The sequence below is a fragment of the Trichloromonas sp. genome, from assembly GCF_034006665.1.
Lineage (GTDB): Bacteria > Desulfobacterota > Desulfuromonadia > Desulfuromonadales > Trichloromonadaceae > Trichloromonas.
Genome location: NZ_JAVESI010000004.1, coordinates 110,434 through 125,698 on the forward strand (window position 1 = coordinate 110,434; position 15,265 = coordinate 125,698).

14 protein-coding genes are annotated in these 15,265 nt (G+C 61.0%); 2 read left to right on the forward strand and 12 right to left on the reverse strand.

Features of this window, described 5'->3' with window-relative positions; translation table 11 throughout:
* The first annotated feature begins 39 nt into the window (after positions 1 to 39).
* Positions 40 to 549 carry a hypothetical protein gene (locus RBR25_RS03280; protein ID WP_432818097.1) on the forward strand — a complete coding sequence of 170 codons (510 nt, stop codon included), beginning with the start codon at positions 40 to 42 and terminating at the stop codon, positions 547 to 549.
* Positions 550 to 557: 8 nt separating this feature from the next.
* Positions 558 to 1,472, forward strand: coding sequence for a cation diffusion facilitator family transporter (locus RBR25_RS03285; RefSeq protein WP_432818098.1), 915 nt, complete (start codon positions 558 to 560; stop codon positions 1,470 to 1,472).
* 42 nt (positions 1,473 to 1,514) lie between these two features.
* Here the strand turns inward: RBR25_RS03285 and RBR25_RS03290 are convergent, their stop codons facing one another.
* From RBR25_RS03290 to RBR25_RS03345, 12 genes are all read right to left on the reverse strand, one after another.
* The gene (locus RBR25_RS03290; protein ID WP_432818099.1) at positions 1,515 to 1,814 is read right to left on the reverse strand and encodes a zf-TFIIB domain-containing protein; all 300 of its coding nucleotides are present in this window, start codon (positions 1,812 to 1,814) and stop codon (positions 1,515 to 1,517) included.
* Positions 1,815 to 1,881: 67 nt separating this feature from the next.
* On the reverse strand, positions 1,882 to 2,814 hold the full coding sequence (cas6, locus tag RBR25_RS03295; RefSeq protein WP_432818100.1) for a CRISPR system precrRNA processing endoribonuclease RAMP protein Cas6: 933 nt from the start codon (positions 2,812 to 2,814) through the stop codon (positions 1,882 to 1,884).
* The gene (locus RBR25_RS03300; RefSeq protein WP_432818101.1) at positions 2,811 to 3,614 is read right to left on the reverse strand and encodes a hypothetical protein; all 804 of its coding nucleotides are present in this window, start codon (positions 3,612 to 3,614) and stop codon (positions 2,811 to 2,813) included. The genes cas6 and RBR25_RS03300 overlap by 4 nt, the downstream gene beginning before the upstream one ends.
* A gap of 19 nt (positions 3,615 to 3,633) precedes the next feature.
* Positions 3,634 to 4,755, reverse strand: coding sequence for a tRNA guanosine(34) transglycosylase Tgt (gene tgt, locus RBR25_RS03305; protein ID WP_432818102.1), 1,122 nt, complete (start codon positions 4,753 to 4,755; stop codon positions 3,634 to 3,636).
* 41 nt (positions 4,756 to 4,796) lie between these two features.
* On the reverse strand, positions 4,797 to 5,591 hold the full coding sequence (locus tag RBR25_RS03310) for a septal ring lytic transglycosylase RlpA family protein (protein WP_432818103.1): 795 nt from the start codon (positions 5,589 to 5,591) through the stop codon (positions 4,797 to 4,799).
* A 222-nt stretch (positions 5,592 to 5,813) separates the two neighbouring features.
* Positions 5,814 to 6,767 carry an acetyl-CoA carboxylase carboxyltransferase subunit alpha gene (locus RBR25_RS03315; protein WP_432818104.1) on the reverse strand — a complete coding sequence of 318 codons (954 nt, stop codon included), beginning with the start codon at positions 6,765 to 6,767 and terminating at the stop codon, positions 5,814 to 5,816.
* 84 nt (positions 6,768 to 6,851) lie between these two features.
* Complete coding sequence (dnaE, locus tag RBR25_RS03320; protein ID WP_432818105.1) at positions 6,852 to 10,322, reverse strand: DNA polymerase III subunit alpha; 3,471 nt, start codon at positions 10,320 to 10,322, stop codon at positions 6,852 to 6,854.
* Positions 10,323 to 10,547: 225 nt separating this feature from the next.
* The gene (locus tag RBR25_RS03325; RefSeq protein WP_432818106.1) at positions 10,548 to 11,528 is read right to left on the reverse strand and encodes a hypothetical protein; all 981 of its coding nucleotides are present in this window, start codon (positions 11,526 to 11,528) and stop codon (positions 10,548 to 10,550) included.
* A 183-nt stretch (positions 11,529 to 11,711) separates the two neighbouring features.
* A complete protein-coding gene (locus RBR25_RS03330) occupies positions 11,712 to 12,293 on the reverse strand; it encodes a Maf family protein (protein ID WP_432818107.1) in 582 nt (193 codons plus the stop codon).
* An 86-nt stretch (positions 12,294 to 12,379) separates the two neighbouring features.
* The gene (locus RBR25_RS03335) at positions 12,380 to 12,757 is read right to left on the reverse strand and encodes a hypothetical protein (protein WP_432818108.1); all 378 of its coding nucleotides are present in this window, start codon (positions 12,755 to 12,757) and stop codon (positions 12,380 to 12,382) included.
* 66 nt (positions 12,758 to 12,823) lie between these two features.
* Positions 12,824 to 13,843 carry a helix-turn-helix transcriptional regulator gene (locus tag RBR25_RS03340; protein WP_432818109.1) on the reverse strand — a complete coding sequence of 340 codons (1,020 nt, stop codon included), beginning with the start codon at positions 13,841 to 13,843 and terminating at the stop codon, positions 12,824 to 12,826.
* 1 nt (position 13,844) lies between these two features.
* Entirely contained in the window at positions 13,845 to 15,200 is a 1,356-nt protein-coding gene (locus tag RBR25_RS03345) for an alpha/beta fold hydrolase (RefSeq protein ID WP_432818110.1), read from the reverse strand.
* Positions 15,201 to 15,265 lie beyond the last annotated feature (65 nt).

The following is a 15,265-nucleotide window of genomic DNA, read 5'->3' on the forward strand; positions in this document are numbered from 1 at the left end:
GGATGCTAATAGGAAACGCCAACCCCAACAGGAGTTTTCATGTCCAGCGCCGCAAATTTGACCGATTCCTGCCTCAATCGAGACAGTTACCGTCTCGCCGGCCTCGATGACGAAATCCGCGCCGATCAACTCTGTCACGAGCTTTTGCGCCATTGCTATCTGCATCTCGTCGAGAAACACGACCTTACCGCCGAAGAGGCCAGCCACCTCTGTTACGGCGTCAGCTACTTTCTCTGCGAATACCTCATTCCCGAAGCCCGCATCAATCCCTTCGACCTCGGTGCCCGGGACGTGCGCCGCTTCGCCGGTCACTGGTACATTATCCGCAACATGGAACCGAATCTGATCGAGCTCACCGGTATTCTCGAAGGCATCCTCGCCTTCGCCGCCTTCTGCCGTGATCGGGAACTGATGACCGACGAACAGATCGCCGCCATCGAAACCGCCTGCGCCGAACTCGACTACTACCGCGAGCGCATCAATAGTTTCTGGGCCATCGAGAAAGAGGGCTATGACGCCTGGCGGGCCGCCTGCCCCCTGCGGGACTGACTCCGGCCATGGAGTACGCCCGCCTCAAGCTGCGCGCCGCCCGCACCTCCATCGCCGTCTCCTTAAGTCTGGCGCTGCTCAAGCTTGTCACCGGCATTCTCACCGGCTCGATGGCGGTCCTTGCCTCGGCCGTCGACAGCCTCCTCGACATCCTCATGTCGGGGGTCAACTACCTGGCGATCCACCAGGCCGACCAACCGGCGGACCAGGATCACCCCTTCGGTCACGGCAAATACGAAACCCTCGCCACTATCATCCAGGCCCTGATCATTACCCTTTCCGGCGCCTGGATCATCCTTGAATCGGTGCGCCGTCTCATCGCCGGAACCGCCCTCACCGCCCTCACCAGCGGCATCCTGGCGCTGCTGGCGAGCACGGCGGCCTCCCTCGCCATCAGTCGCTACCTGCGGCGAATCGCCCAGCAAACCGACTCTTCGGCGCTCGCCGCCGACGCTCTGCATTTCGCCATGGATGTCTACTCCAACCTGGCCCTGTTCGCCGGACTTGTCATCATCCAGTTTGTGAACGTTCCCTGGCTCGACCCGGTCCTCTCCCTGCTGGTCGGCCTCTACATTATCAGCGAAGCGGTGAAACTGCTGCGCCACGGGCTGCGGGACGTACTCGACGAAGAACTGCCGCCGGAGATCCGCGACCGGATCATCGCGCTGATCGAGAGCTATCCGGACGAACGGATCGACTACCACAAGCTGCGCACCCGCCGGGCCGGTTCCCAGAAAATCATGGATTTTCACCTCAACGTCTGCAAGTACCTGACCGTGAAGGAGGCCCACGACATCGCCGACCGCCTGGAAAAAAGGATAAAATCGGAAATTCGGGGCGCCGACGTCACCATTCACATTGAACCCTGCCAACGCCCCGACTGCCCGGGACGCGCCGCCTGCCAAAAAGAACGGGGCGCCTGAAGCGCCCCGCATGGTTTATCCGTTTTTCCCCCCTGCTCCCGCTCAATCCTTCTTCTCCTTGAACCACTTGTCGAACCAGCTGCGGTGATCCTTTTCTGCGAGGGTTTGCAGATCTTTGGGGCCGAGCCAGATGCCGCCGCAGCTGGGGCATTTGTCGAGGGGGACGTCCCGGAAGATCATGGGCTGAATTTCGTCGCCGCACTTGGGACAACGATTGTGACAGTAGGAGCGGATGAGCTGTTCGCGGGTTTCCTGCCTGAGCTTCTCGATCTTCTCTTTTTCTTCATTGTAGAAATACTGATTTTCGAGGGCCTTTTTGCGTTCGTCCCAGAGATCGGTCATGGTCGCCTCCATGGGTTGCCGGTTTTATTAATCATATCAGGCAACCGCCGGCCAACAAGGGCGAGGCTTAGGGAATCTCTTTAATATTCAGGTGGCCCGCGCCGTAGGTTGCGCCCTTCCCCAGGTTGAGCAAGGAGGCGAGACGGAGCAGCCAAAGCAGCTCCGCCAACCCCTCCCCACCGAGGTCGAGCCGCCCCACCACCCCGCCGAGTTCCCGGCATTCTTCCCCCCCCTCCAACACCCGCCAGTCCCGCCAGCGCAGCCGTCCATCCAGCACCTCGACCCGGTGTGCAGCGTCGAACAAAGGGGCGGGATCGTCGAACAGCTCCACCTCACAGTGGGCATGCACCATAGAGCTGACACGGCGCAGGATGAAAGGGAAGAGGCTCTCCCAACCGGGGTGAAAGAGCGGGCGACCGTTGGTGAGAAGCCGCGCCGGGGTATGCAGGGTCAGGCGCAGCCGTTCCGGTGACGGCAGACCGTCGTGCCACCAGTCGGCGCGGATCAGCACCAAGGGCAGAGGGGTGGCGCAGGCCAGAGTCCAGAGGGGGGTTCGGTTGCCAACGAGATCCTCGGCCAGCACCGCGTTCAGGGTGAAGCGCCCCTGCCCCCGGTCAATCCCCCGCTCACCGAGAGACAACCACACCCGGCAGAGGCTGCCCAGCAGCCGCGCCCCCCACCCCAACAGCAGCAGCGGCAATTTGAGGCATTCCCCCGCCGCCAGCTCGCACGGCAGCTTGACGGGGGGATGCAGCACAAAGGCGGGGCCGGGGCGCTGATAGCGGCGTTGGGCGTAAGGGTCGGAAGAAACGGGGGGGTCGAAAAGCGCCGCGATCTCTTCCGGCGAAAGACCCGTGCGCCGGGCGGCCCTGCGCAGTTCACCGCGCAGGTTCGGCAGCACCGCCTCAGTGAAGGTAAAAGGCTCGCGGAATTCGAGCACCAAAGCAGCGCGGACGAATTCGATGCGGTCTCCCTGAGGGATGGAAAAAGGGACACTCACGACCGTCGCCCCTGGGTGCGCCGGCTGAATTCTTCTTCCACCAGACGCTTCTGACCGGGGGCCAGACGCCGTGACGAAAGCAGCCCGCGCAAATCGGCGGTGATAAGCCGGGGCAGATGGACAGTGAACCAGACCGCCGGGGTGCGGGGATTCTTCAGCAGGGCCAGGCGCACGTTGGGACGCTGTTGCCAGCGGGGGTGGCGGGCGATGCAGGAGATGGTTTCGGGAGCGGCGACAGGGCCGTTGAGAAACTGGAGGATGGAGACCTCGCGCAGGCGATGATTCTGCAGGCAGGCCTCCATCAGGCGGAGATCCCCTTCCTTGAGCAGAGCATCGACCAGAGTCGCCGTCCCCCGCCGGGCCAGGGTCAGTTTATTGCCGATAGGAACGGTCGGCAGCCGTTGCAGGATGATCCGCTCGGCGGCGACTTTCTGATCCGGGGTCACGCCCGGGAGGTAGCAGATTTCCAGCAGCTCGAAAAGGTAGAGCTGACCGAGCAGCCCTTGCAGAACCACCCCCGGAGTGCCGGGATGGCGGCTGAGGGCGACCTTGAGGCGATGACTCGTCTCCGTTGCGCCGAGGCGGGAAATCTCCTTGAGCAGATCCTCGGGCAGATCCCGGCGCTTAAGCAGAGCCAACAGGTGGTCCTCGCTCAGCCGGGGATTTTTCAGCAGGGTCCGCAGCACCTCGCCCGAGGGGTCTTGCAGCACCGTGAAAAGCTCTGTCCCCTCGGCGGTCAGCGCCCGCTGCAGACGCCGGGCGAGATCGACGCTGAAAGCCTCCTCCGGCCGCTCGGACATGGTTTAAATCCTTCCCTTTCTAATCCCCGTTGTTTCCGGAAAAGCCGTAGCTCCCGAGGAATTCGCTCTTGAACGCCTTGAATTCGTTACGCTCGATGGCGACCCGGGCCTGAGCCATCATATCCAGATAGAAATGGACATTGTGAATCGCCGAGAGAATCGCCGAGAGGATCTCATTGGCGTTGAAGAGATGATGGAGATAGGCGCGGGTGAAGTTGCGGCAGCAGTAGCAGGAGCAGGAAGCGTCCACGGGATAGAAATCGCGCCGGTAACGGCGATGGGTCAGACGCAGCTTGCCGCGGCTGGTGAAGAGGGTGGCGCTGCGCGCGTAGCGGGTGGGGATGACGCAGTCGAACATGTCCATCCCCCGCTCGACACTTTCGAGGATATCCTCGGGCAGACCGACCCCCATCAGATAGCGGGGCTTGTGCTCCGGCAGAAAGGGCGCGGTGTAGTCGACGACCTTCTTGAGCAGCTCCAGCCCCTCGCCGACGCTGACCCCGCCGATAGCGTAGCCGGGGAAATCCAAAGCGGTCAGGGCTTTGGCGCAATCGCGACGGAGATCGTCGTAGACGCTCCCTTGGACGATGCCGAACAAAGCCTGATCCCGACGTTTGTGCGCCTTCAGGCAGTTTTCCGCCCAGCGCAGGGTTTTTTTGATCGACTTGGCGGCGTAGTCGTGGGTCGCCGGATAGGGAATACACTCGTCGAAGGCCATGATGATATCGGCGCCGAGAGCGTTCTGAATAGCCGTGGCCTCGGCTGGACCGAGAAAGATCTCGTTGCCGTTGACCTCGTGTTTGAAGAAGACTCCCTCTTCGGTAATCTTCTTTTTCGGCAGGGAAAAGACCTGAAAGCCGCCGCTGTCGGTCAGGATCGGCTTCTTCCAGTTCATGAAGGTATGCAGCCCGCCGGCCTTTTCCACCAGACCCTCGCCCGGACGCAGATGCAGGTGGTAGGTGTTGGAAAGGATGATCTGGGCGCCGGTCTCCTCGACCTGGGCTGGGGTCATCGCCTTCATCGCCGCATGGGTGCCGACGGGCATGAATATTGGTGTTTCGATGACGCCGTGGGGGGTGTGCAGACGACCGCGCCGGGCCGCGCTGTCGGAATCGGTGTTGAGCAGGGTGAACTGGAACATGCGTGATGGCTGCTTTCTTTGTTCGAAAAAAAGGCGCCGGGCTACTCGAAAGCCACGATGAAGGCGCCGGGATAATTCATCTGTTCAAAATGGATGCGGGCCGTTTCCGCTTCCTCGATGGTCCGGTAACGGCCGGCGCGCACCCGGTAAAAACGCTTGCCGTTGATGAGCTCTTCGCGCACATCCGCCGCGCCGATCTGGGTCTTCATTTCGGCGGCAAGACGTTGGGCATTCTCCGGCAGGCTGAAGGCGGCGAGCTGCACCGCGTAACTGCCGATGTCGTAGCTCGGCAGGGGTTGATAGCTGACCTGTCCCCGGGCATCACGCACCTGTGTGCCGAGAGCCTCGACCCGCACCGGCGCCGTACCGGGACCGGCGACGCCAAGGGCGTGGGCGGCGGCGTAGGAAAGATCGATCAGCCGTCCCTTGACGAAGGGCCCCCGGTCGTTGACCCGCACCACCGCCTCGCGATTGTTGCTGAGATTACGCACCTTGACGAAAACCCCCAGGGGCAAGGTCTTGTGGGCGGCGGTCATGGCGTGCATGTCGTAGATTTCGCCGTTGCTCGTCTTGAATCCGTGAAAATCGGCGCCGTACCAGCTGGCGACGCCCTCTTCCACATAGCCGCGATGATCGAGGAGCGGATCGTAACGCACGCCGTTGACCGTGTAGGGGCGCTGATAGGGCTTGAGCTCCCGCGCCGGAACATTCCTGCCGGTCGCGCCGCGCACTGACTCGCCATGGAGCACCCGCACGTCGTAGCGTGGTCCGCCGCAGGCGGCCAGTAACAGCAGGATGCCGCCCGAAAGAAGGCGAAAAATCATCCGTTTCATCATGGGTCTCCGCACGCTCGCGCTCAAGGCTTCGCCGTCAAGTCGTGGTTCGCGGGGATCCCGGGCGACGGCTTGGCAGAGATCCCGCTCCGCAAGACAGTCAGGGCGGCGGCCAACGGCCCGCCGCCCTAGTAAATAGAATCGTCCCCTTCGACTTTCCCGAAACCGGTCGAGGCGAGTTCGGTCGCGCTTGATCAAGAATACTCGGCCGCCGAACGCCGGTACCTATTCCTTGACCCGGGTCATGGCCCGAAACTTCTGATAACGCTGCTCGACCAGTTCCTCACGAGTCAGGCTCTTCAGTTCGTTGAGGTGCTTTTTCAGGTACTGCTTGATGTTGGCGGCCGCCTCCCGGGGGTTGTTGTGCGCCCCGCCGAGAGGTTCGGGGATGACGTCGTCAATAACGCAGCCGAGTTGGGCGATGTCGGTCGCCGTGAGTTTTAGAGCTTCGGCGGCCTGCGGGCCCATGGTGCCGTCGCTCCAGAGAATCGCCGCGCAGCCCTCCGGGGAGATGACCGCGTAGACCGAGTATTCCATCATCATCACCCGGTTGCCGACGGCGACGGCCAAGGCGCCGCCCGAGCCCCCCTCGCCGGTGACGGTGACGATCACCGGCACGGTCAGGGCCGCCATTTCCCGCAGGTTGCGGGCAATAGCCTCAGCCTGGCCGCGCTCCTCGGCGCCGATACCGGGAAAGGCGCCGGGGGTATCGACAAAGGTAAAGATCGGCAGGTTGAACTGCTCGGCCATCTGCATCACCCGCAGCGCCTTGCGGTAGCCTTCGGGGTTGGGCATGCCGAAGTTGCGGTAGACCTTCTCCTTGGTGTCCCGCCCCTTCTGGTGGCCGATCACTGCGCAGGGTTCGCCGTCGAGGCGGGCGAAGCCACAGACCAGCGCCGGGTCGTCACGGAAATTGCGGTCGCCGTGGACCTCGAACCAGTCGGTGAAGATGTACTCGACGTAGTCGAGGGTAAAGGGCCGATTCATGTGCCGGGCCAGCTGGGTGCGCTGCCAGCGGGTCAACTTGGAGAAGATCTCCTCCCGCAGCTTGGCGGCCTTCTTTTCCAGTTTGAGAATATCGCTGGCAAAGTCGACCTTTTCCGTGGAAAATTCCCGCAGGTCGCGGATTTTCTGCTCCAGTTCAACCAGGGGCTTTTCAAAATCGAGATAAAACTGCATTTCTGTAACTCCTGCCAAAATACGGTTTTCAATAGAAAACGCTAGAATATCCAAGAGGATGGATCAAAGCGACGTTGCGCCGGATCACTCGAAAGTGACGACATTATAGCCAAACAACTTCTCGGCGGCATCCATTATTTCGTCACAGGCCGCGACTTTCCGGGATTCGGGCAGGCCGATGACGGTTTCGCTGCGGTTGGGGATGACCAGATGCAGCAGCACATCGCAGTTTCCCCGGTACCGGTCGATGATATCCTTGAGCGCCGTCAGTTGACTTTCGGAGAGTCCCGGCGTGGTCAGCCGGAAATGGACTTTCTTCGTCAGCTTTTCCTTGACCTCGCGCAACGGCAGCACCTCCGTCGCCAGCAACTTGCAGGACTCCTCCCCCACATCGAGGGTGCCGCTCACCAGCAGCGGCTCTTCGCTTTTGAGAAACTCCATGGCGGCCTGATAGGTCTCGGGAAAGACGACCATCTCGACGAAACCGGAAAGATCCTCCAGGGTCACGAAGGCCATGCGGTCGCCTTTTTTGGTGGTCAGCTCCTTGAGTCCGGCGACGATGCCGCAGACCTTGACCTCGGACTTGTCGGGGCGTTCGTGCAAACCGGCGGTGTCGCAGGTGGCGAAGCGCTTGATCGCCGCGCTGTGCCGGGCCAGGGGATGGCCGGTGATGTAGAAGCCGAGAGCCTCCTTCTCGAAACCGAGCAGGACATTTTCCGGCCATTCGTCGATATCGGGGAGTTTGCCGTAGCCGTTCCCCTTGTGGTTGACGATCTCTGCCGTGCCGAAGAGGGACTCCTGGCCATGCTCCCTCTCCCGCTGCATCTTCTGCCCCACTTCCATGGCCTCTTCAAGCACCGCCATGAGCTGGGCGCGCTTGCCCTTCAAGGAATCGAAGGCGCCGCATTTGATCAGGGCCTCGACCACCTTCTTGTTGACCTTGCGCAGATCGACCTTCTCGCAGAAATCCTGCAAAGAGGCGTATTCCCCCTTGGCGCGCTCGTCGATGATCGATTCGAGAGCCGCCGCCCCCACCCCCTTGACCGCACCGAGCCCGAAGCGGATGGAATGACTGTGGACAGTAAAAGAGCTCTCCGAGGCGTTGATGTCCGGAGGCAGGACCTCGATCCCCATGGAGCGCACCTCGGCAATATTCTTGATGACCTTATCGGTGTTTTCCATGTCCTCGGTCAGAAGCGCGGCCATGAATTCCACCGGATAGTGGGCTTTGAGATAAGCCGTATGGTAGGCGACCAAGGCGTAGGCGGCGGAGTGGGATTTATTGAAGCCGTAGGCGGCGAACTTCTCCATCAGGTCGAAGACAGCTTCGGCCTTCTTCACATCGAGCTTGTTCGCCTTCGCCCCGGCCATGAACTTTTCCCGCTCCTTGGCCATCTCCTCGGGCTTCTTCTTGCCCATGGCGCGGCGCAGCAGATCGGCGCCGCCGAGGCTGTAATTGGCCAGCACCTGGGCGATGAGCATGACCTGCTCCTGGTAGACGATGACCCCGTAGGTGTCCTTGAGGATCGGCTCCAGTTGCGGGAAGGGGTAATCGAAGTTCTCCTGGCCGTGCTTGCGCTTGATGAAGGAGTCGACCATCCCCGAACCCAAGGGACCGGGACGGTAGAGGGCGACCATGGCGATCAGATCCTCGAAGCACGAGGGCTTGAGCTTGATCAGGTATTCCTTCATCCCTGAGGATTCAAGCTGGAAGACGCCCGTCGTCTCCCCCTTGGAGAGAAGATCGAAAGATTTCCGGTCGTCGTCGCGGATCAGGCGCAAGTCGAACTCGGGATCCTTCCCCGAGCGCACCAGGCGCACCGCTTTGTCGATGACGGTCAGGGTCTTCAGGCCTAAAAAGTCGAACTTGACCAGGCCGATCTTCTCCACGTAGCTCATGGCGTACTGGGTGACCTGCCCCCCCGACTTGGGGTCGGTATAGAGGGGCAGATACTCGGTGAGCGCCTTGGGCGTCACCACCACCCCGGCGGCGTGGGTCGATGCATGGCGGGTCAGCCCCTCCAGAGCCAGGGCGATGTTGAAGAGCTCCTTGATCTTGGCGTCCTTGTCGATCAGCTCCTTGAGCTTGGGCTCCTGGGCCAAGGACTCCTTCAAGGTGATGTTGAGGATGCCGGGGATGAGCTTGGCGATCTTGTCCGTTTCGGCAAAGGACATGTTGAGCGCCCGGCCGACGTCGCGGATAACCCCCTTGGCCTGCATGGTGCCGAAGGTAATGATCTGGGCAACGTTCGCTTCGCCGTAGCGATGACGCACATAATCGATGACCCGCTCCCGGCCATAGATGCAGAAGTCGACGTCGATATCGGGCATCGACACGCGCTCGGGGTTGAGAAAGCGTTCGAAGAGCAGATTGTAGGGCATCGGGTCGATGTCGGTGATGCGGATGGCGAAGGCCACCAGGCTGCCGGCGGCACTGCCGCGCCCGGGACCGACCGGGATGTCGTGATCCTTCCCCCAGTTGATGAAGTCGGCGACAATGAGGAAATAGCCGGGAAAACCCATCTGCCTGATACAATCGAGTTCCGTCTCCAGGCGCTCGCGGTAACGGGCCTCATCCTCGGCAGTCAGTTCGCGCAGTTTGCGGATATCGGCCAGGCGCTCATCCAGCCCCTTGCGGGACATCTCGGCCAGAACCTCGTCAAGGGTCTGCTCGGCGGGTTTTTCGTACTGAGGAAAATGGTAGGTTTTGAAGTCGAGCTCCAGATTGCAGCGCTGGGCGATCTCCACCGTATTGGCCAGGGCCTGCGGATAATCCTTGAAGAGCGTCGTCATCTCCGCCGGGGTCTTGACGTAGAACTCATCGTTGGAAAAGCGCATGCGCTTGTCGTCGTCCATGGTCTTGCCGGTCTGGATACAGAGCAGCACCTCATGGGCGTGAGCCGACTCGCGGGTCAGGTAATGACAGTCGTTGGTCGCCACCAAGGGCAGGGAAAGTTCTTTGGCGATTTCCACCAGGCCCCGATTGACCGGGGTCTGCTCGGGGATGAAGTTTTCCTGAAGTTCGAGATAAAGGCGGTTGTTGTCGAAGATCTCGGCCATCTGCCGGGTCCGCGCCAAGGCCTCGTCCATGCGCCCGGCGCCGAGCAGCACGGGAATCTCTCCACCCAGGCAGGCGGTCATGGCGATCAGGCCCTCGTTATTCTCGCGCAACAGTTCCCAGTCGATGCGGGGCCGATAATAAAAGCCTTCGCGGTACCCGGCCGAGACCAGCCGGCAGAGATTGCGGTAGCCGGTGCGGTTTTTACAGAGCAGGACGAAATGATAGGAGGCCTCGGAGGAGCCCCGGGCGTTGGTCTTCTCGAAACGACTGCCGGGAGCGATATAAACCTCGCAGCCGATGATCGGTTTGATCCCGGCGGCAATCGCCTTGGTGTAAAACTCGATAGCGCCGAACATGTTGCCGTGATCGGTCACGGCCACCGCCGGCATCTTGTATTCCTTGACCCGTTCGATCAGATCGGGAATCTTGATCGCCCCATCGAGCAGGCTGTACTGGCTGTGCAGGTGCAGATGAACAAAATTGCTGTGTTCCATGAAATGATTCAGCCTTCGATGAACTTCGGGAAAAACCGCGGTGAGCCTTCCAGGAAAAAAGACCTAAGACTCTACAGGGATGCAGGGGAGACAAGGGCTGGAGCCAGGAGAATTTTATCCTGTTTGTCCCTTTCATCCCTGTGGTTGCGGAAAAAGGAGGTTGGATACTACCACCGGGAGGATTAACCGGTCAACTCGGTTCCATGCCACCGGAAGACTTCACGATCAATGGGTCTCGCCCAGGCTGAGTTCGGGGTAGTAACCGAAGATCAACTCCAGGCGCAGGAGAATGCCGGGGGTCGCTTCGTAATCCTCGTCCCGAGGAAAGCTGACCTGGGGCACGACTTCGTAAAAAAGCCAGTCGCGCCAGATGCGCTGACGGTAGCGCAGGCTGAGGGTGACATCTTCCAGGCGATGGTGGGGGTGGGTGACGAAACTGTTGGACCAGCCGTACACCAGGGTGCGCCGAAAGCTGAAGGGCTGAAAGAGAGAAAAGCTCGCGCCGTAGGCATAGCCGTGCTCGTCCTTGTCCCAGACCCCTTCGGCGGAAGCGCGGAAAAAGAGTTTGTCCCCTACCTGGCGGTCGAAATCGAAGAGCGTGCGGGCGCGCAACGTGCCGTCGGTGATGGTCGTCAACCGCTGGGTGAAACGAAAGTTCCAATCATCAAGGGGGATGGTGCGCCGATAGCGGGGTTCGAGAAAAATGGCGGGCATGCCGTCGCGCCAGCGCAGACCGCTGCGCAGGCTCAGGTGACGCAGAGCCTTGCGTTTGATAAAGTAGCGCAGGGACAGAGAGAAATCCTCTTCGTTGTCGACCACGGTCGGCGAAGCCCCTTCCGCCCCGGAGATCGTCCGGTAACCTACCTCCTCGTCCGGATCCCCGGCAATCAATAGATGCAGACGCTCTTCAAGAATGGGCAGATCGAGGCGCAACCCGGTGCGCACATCGTATTCGATATCCGACTCGTCCTCGGCGAAGAGGGAAAAACGGATCTTGAGGCGGGATTTCCCCTGCTCGCTTTCAAAACGCGGATCGGAGAAAAAGTTGTCGAGCCAGCGCGCCGTAGCGAGCAGGCCGCTGGAGGCGTTACGGTGAAACTTATCGACCCTGGTCTCTTCCTCGGCAAAGACGGCGCCGGCCGCAAGAAAAAGAAAAAGCATGATGCAAACAAGAATTTTCCGGGGAAAACCGACCGATCGCGTCATGGGCAGGGAGTTCCTTTAGGGGATATTCCGGCTGAACCATCCTTCCAATTATTGAAGTTTAACAGAAAATGACTCGTGATAAAGGCCTGAAAAACAGGAAAAAATACGTGAATATTACCCCGACAACGTTTTTAACGATTCATCGCCGTTGCAATAAAGAGATAGTGATCCGAGGAAACCACCTCACAGAACCTCGACCCCGAACTGTTCGAGCATGGCGGTCAGGCGGATCAGGGGCAGGCCGATGAGGGCGGTGTAGTCGGAGCCTTCCATACGTTCCATCAGGGCGATGCCGAGGCCCTCGATCTTGAAGGAACCGGCGCAGTCGACGGGGTTTTCCCGTTTCACATAGCGCACCAGCTGCTCCCGGTTCAGATGGCGCAACGTCACGGTGAAGGTCACGACATCCGTCAGAACCTCGTGAGAAAGGCTGTCATAGACCGTAACGCCGGTATAAAAGGTATGGCTGCGCCCCGCCATCTCCCGCAACTGCGCCACCGCCGCCTCGACGGAGCCGGGCTTGCCCAGCACCTTGCCGCGCGGGTCGGTGAAGACCTGGTCGGCGCCGATGATCAGGGCCTCGGGAAAACGCTCGCCGAGACTCTTGGCTTTGTGCAGGGAAAGGTGCCGCACCAGCAGATCGGGCGCGATATCCTGGTCGATACGCTCCTCGAAGAGCGGCGCGGCGACCTGAAAGGGCAAACCCAGCTGCCGTAGCAGCTGCAAACGATACGGACTGGTCGAGGCAAGAACGAGCGTGCGCATGAGTAAATCCCCCGGATAAAATTTTTCATCTTTTACCCTAGGGACTGTCCGATTGCAAGGCATGGCGCAATACCCGCCCTCTCCTTTCAGGCGACCGCCCGCCAGGTCGGAGCCGGTTCCTGAACCCGCCCGCTTCGCTCCATCCGCCGCCCGCGCGGAGAGCGCCCGCCGCCGCTCAATTCCGCCGCCAATCCCGTTGCCAGCTCGGTCAGGGCGACGTCCACCCGCTCCCGGTCGATGCGAGCGGCGAAAGAAGAAAAGTCCGCCCGCGCCAGCCAATCGTCGACAAAGGTCACGGCGGGATTCTTCCCGACCTCGACGAGAACCTCTCCTTCATAACAGCCGTCGCCGAGCAGACCAGACACGCTGAAACCGGCGCCATCCGCCGCCGGGCGCCGTTCGATCCGATCCGTCACAAAATAAAGGGCGCTGCCGTCATTCCCCGTCACATCCAGCCAAACCATAGGTCACCTCCCAAAGAAGTTGATTACCGATGGGATAACCTTAGCGGAGTCCTGCGACAGAATAAGTCACAAGGTGTCGAGATCCAAGCCACGGCGCAGCCCGGCGGCGAAGGCCGTTCGCAGGGATTCGGGTGCGAGCACCCGGACATGAGGGAGATAAGAGTAGAGCCAGGCCAGGATTTCCTTCTCGCCACCGGCGTTGAAGGCGAGAATCAAGGAACCGTCCGCCTGCTCTTCGATACATTGCGAAGGATGCCAGGTGCGTTCGCGGATAAGATGGGCGATGTCGGCGGAGAACCGGACCCGGATATTGAGCGGTGTCTCGTCGATAAGGCCGAAGGCGTGACCGAGCAGATCGTCCACGGAAAAATCCGTTGGTACCTCGAAGCGCTCGTCCAGCCGTTCCAGAGTCCGGATGCGGTCGACGAGAAAACGCCGCAAGTCTTGACGGTTGTGGGCGTAAGCCGCGAGATAGAGGGAATCCTTGTAAAAGACCAGGGTGTAGGGATCAATCAGGTAATCCGCGGCCGGACGGCGCGGAGGTGCATAAGAAATGCGGCAGGTGTACTGGCGCAACAGCGCCTCGCGCAGGGTTTCGAGGATGTCCCGTTGCGGGGCGTAGTCGCGCAAGCCCTGAAAATGCGGGGTCGCCGCCTGGGCCAGACGTTCGAGGTGGGCCAGATTGCGCGGAGGCAGATTGGAGCGGATGCGGGCAAAGACCGCGTCGAGATCCTCCTGAAAAGGGGTACCCTGCAAAAAGGCGAGTTGCCCCCGGCAGAGATAGAAGGTCATCAGTTCATAGAGGGAGAAGGTGACCGGCAAATATTCCTTGAACTCGGCCATGAAGCTGTGCAGCACGGTGCCGTCCGGCTGGTTCTCACGAATCAGCGGATAGCCGGCCTCATCCAACGCCTTGAGATCGCGATAGACGGTACGGCGGTTGACCCCGCACTCCTCCGCCAGTTCCTCGACGGTAGCGCCGAAACGCGCCCGCAGAATGCGGATGACATCATGCAGCCGCGCCGCCTGGCTGTATTTTTTCGCGGGTTTTCCGGGTTTGTTCGGCCCCTTGCCCATAAGCCCCATCCTATAACTCCTCCCCCGCCGCCATTTCGCGCAGACCGTGAATGGTGCCGCTACCGTGGGGGCTGTCGATGCGGCTAACGGAGAAGAAGAGTTGCAGTCGGCCGCCGCTGACCACCGCCGCCTGTTTGCCGGAGAGGCGCACCCCGGCCAAGTCGAGGCGGCTGCCGGAAGCCGCGACCGCCGTCGGCGCGGAGATCTTCAGGCCGTTGGCGGTCAGGGTCGAGCCTTCGGCGCGCAGTCCGACTTCACCGCCGCTGATCTCCCCGCCATCGAAAACCGCCGTGGAGCGGCGCAAGGTCACGGAGCGGGCGCGGATGTCGCGGAGGTGAACATCCCGGCAATCGACGATCTCCAGGCTCTCATAATCTCCTTCGAAAACCATGCCGCTCGTCCCTTCGCACCGCCCTGCCCTCTGACCGCCCTGTACGGGTCGTGCCGCAGGTCGGTAATCACCCTGCAGGGCTTCGGAAAAAGCGGCGGCGAACAGACGCGGCTGTTCATCCATCGGCATGTGCCCGGCGCCGGGGATGATGCGCAAAACAGCTTCGGGCAGATTAGCTTCAAGCAGGACACCGGTACGCATCGGTGTGACCCGGTCGTGTTCCCCCCAGAGAATGGCGGTCGGCGCCTTAATGCGAAAGAGATAGGGGCTGAAATCCTCTTGGATCAGGGCGATGGCGGCGATTTTTTCCGGATCGCCGCCGAGCAGTTGTTGCCGAAGCAGGTCATTGTCGAGCATGAGATCGAGATCGAAGAGGGGATTGGGCAGGCCGCCGACCATATTGCCGAGAAAGCTGTCCACGCTGCTTGGCACCGAAAAATTTTCCGCCAGAACCCCGAGCATCTCCTTGGTGTAGACCCGCCGGTCGAGTACCCCGGCCACGTCGATCAGCACCAGCCGGGTCAGGGCCTCGGGGTAGGTTCCCGCGTAGCGCAGGGCGATGGCGCCCCCTAGGGAATGACCGACGACGATCGGCGCCCCGCCGATAAAAGTATCAACCACCCACTTAACAAAGGTAGCGTAATTGCCCGGAGAATAGAGGGAATTCTGTTTTTGTGAACGACCGAAACCGGGCAGGTCGAAGGTTACGACATGATAGACCCGGGCCAGTTGCGGCAAGAGCCCCTGCCAGGTTCCCGAAGCCAGATCGCCCAGCCCGTGGATCAGCACCAGCGGCGGATTCCCCTTGCGTCCGGCCTCCTGTATCAACACCTGGCCGCCAAAAACCGGCTCACGCACCATCCGCTCCCGGACCTTGCCACGCTCCTCGGCGGGCAGGGTCTGGACCGAAAAGATCCAGAGCAAGAGGAACAGAAACACAACCCTCACATTGATGACCAACCGACGTACACCCACCCCAATCCTCCAAAATGAGAAATCCGCGATCGACCAGGCCACTATAAGGCAAAAAAGCCATCCGG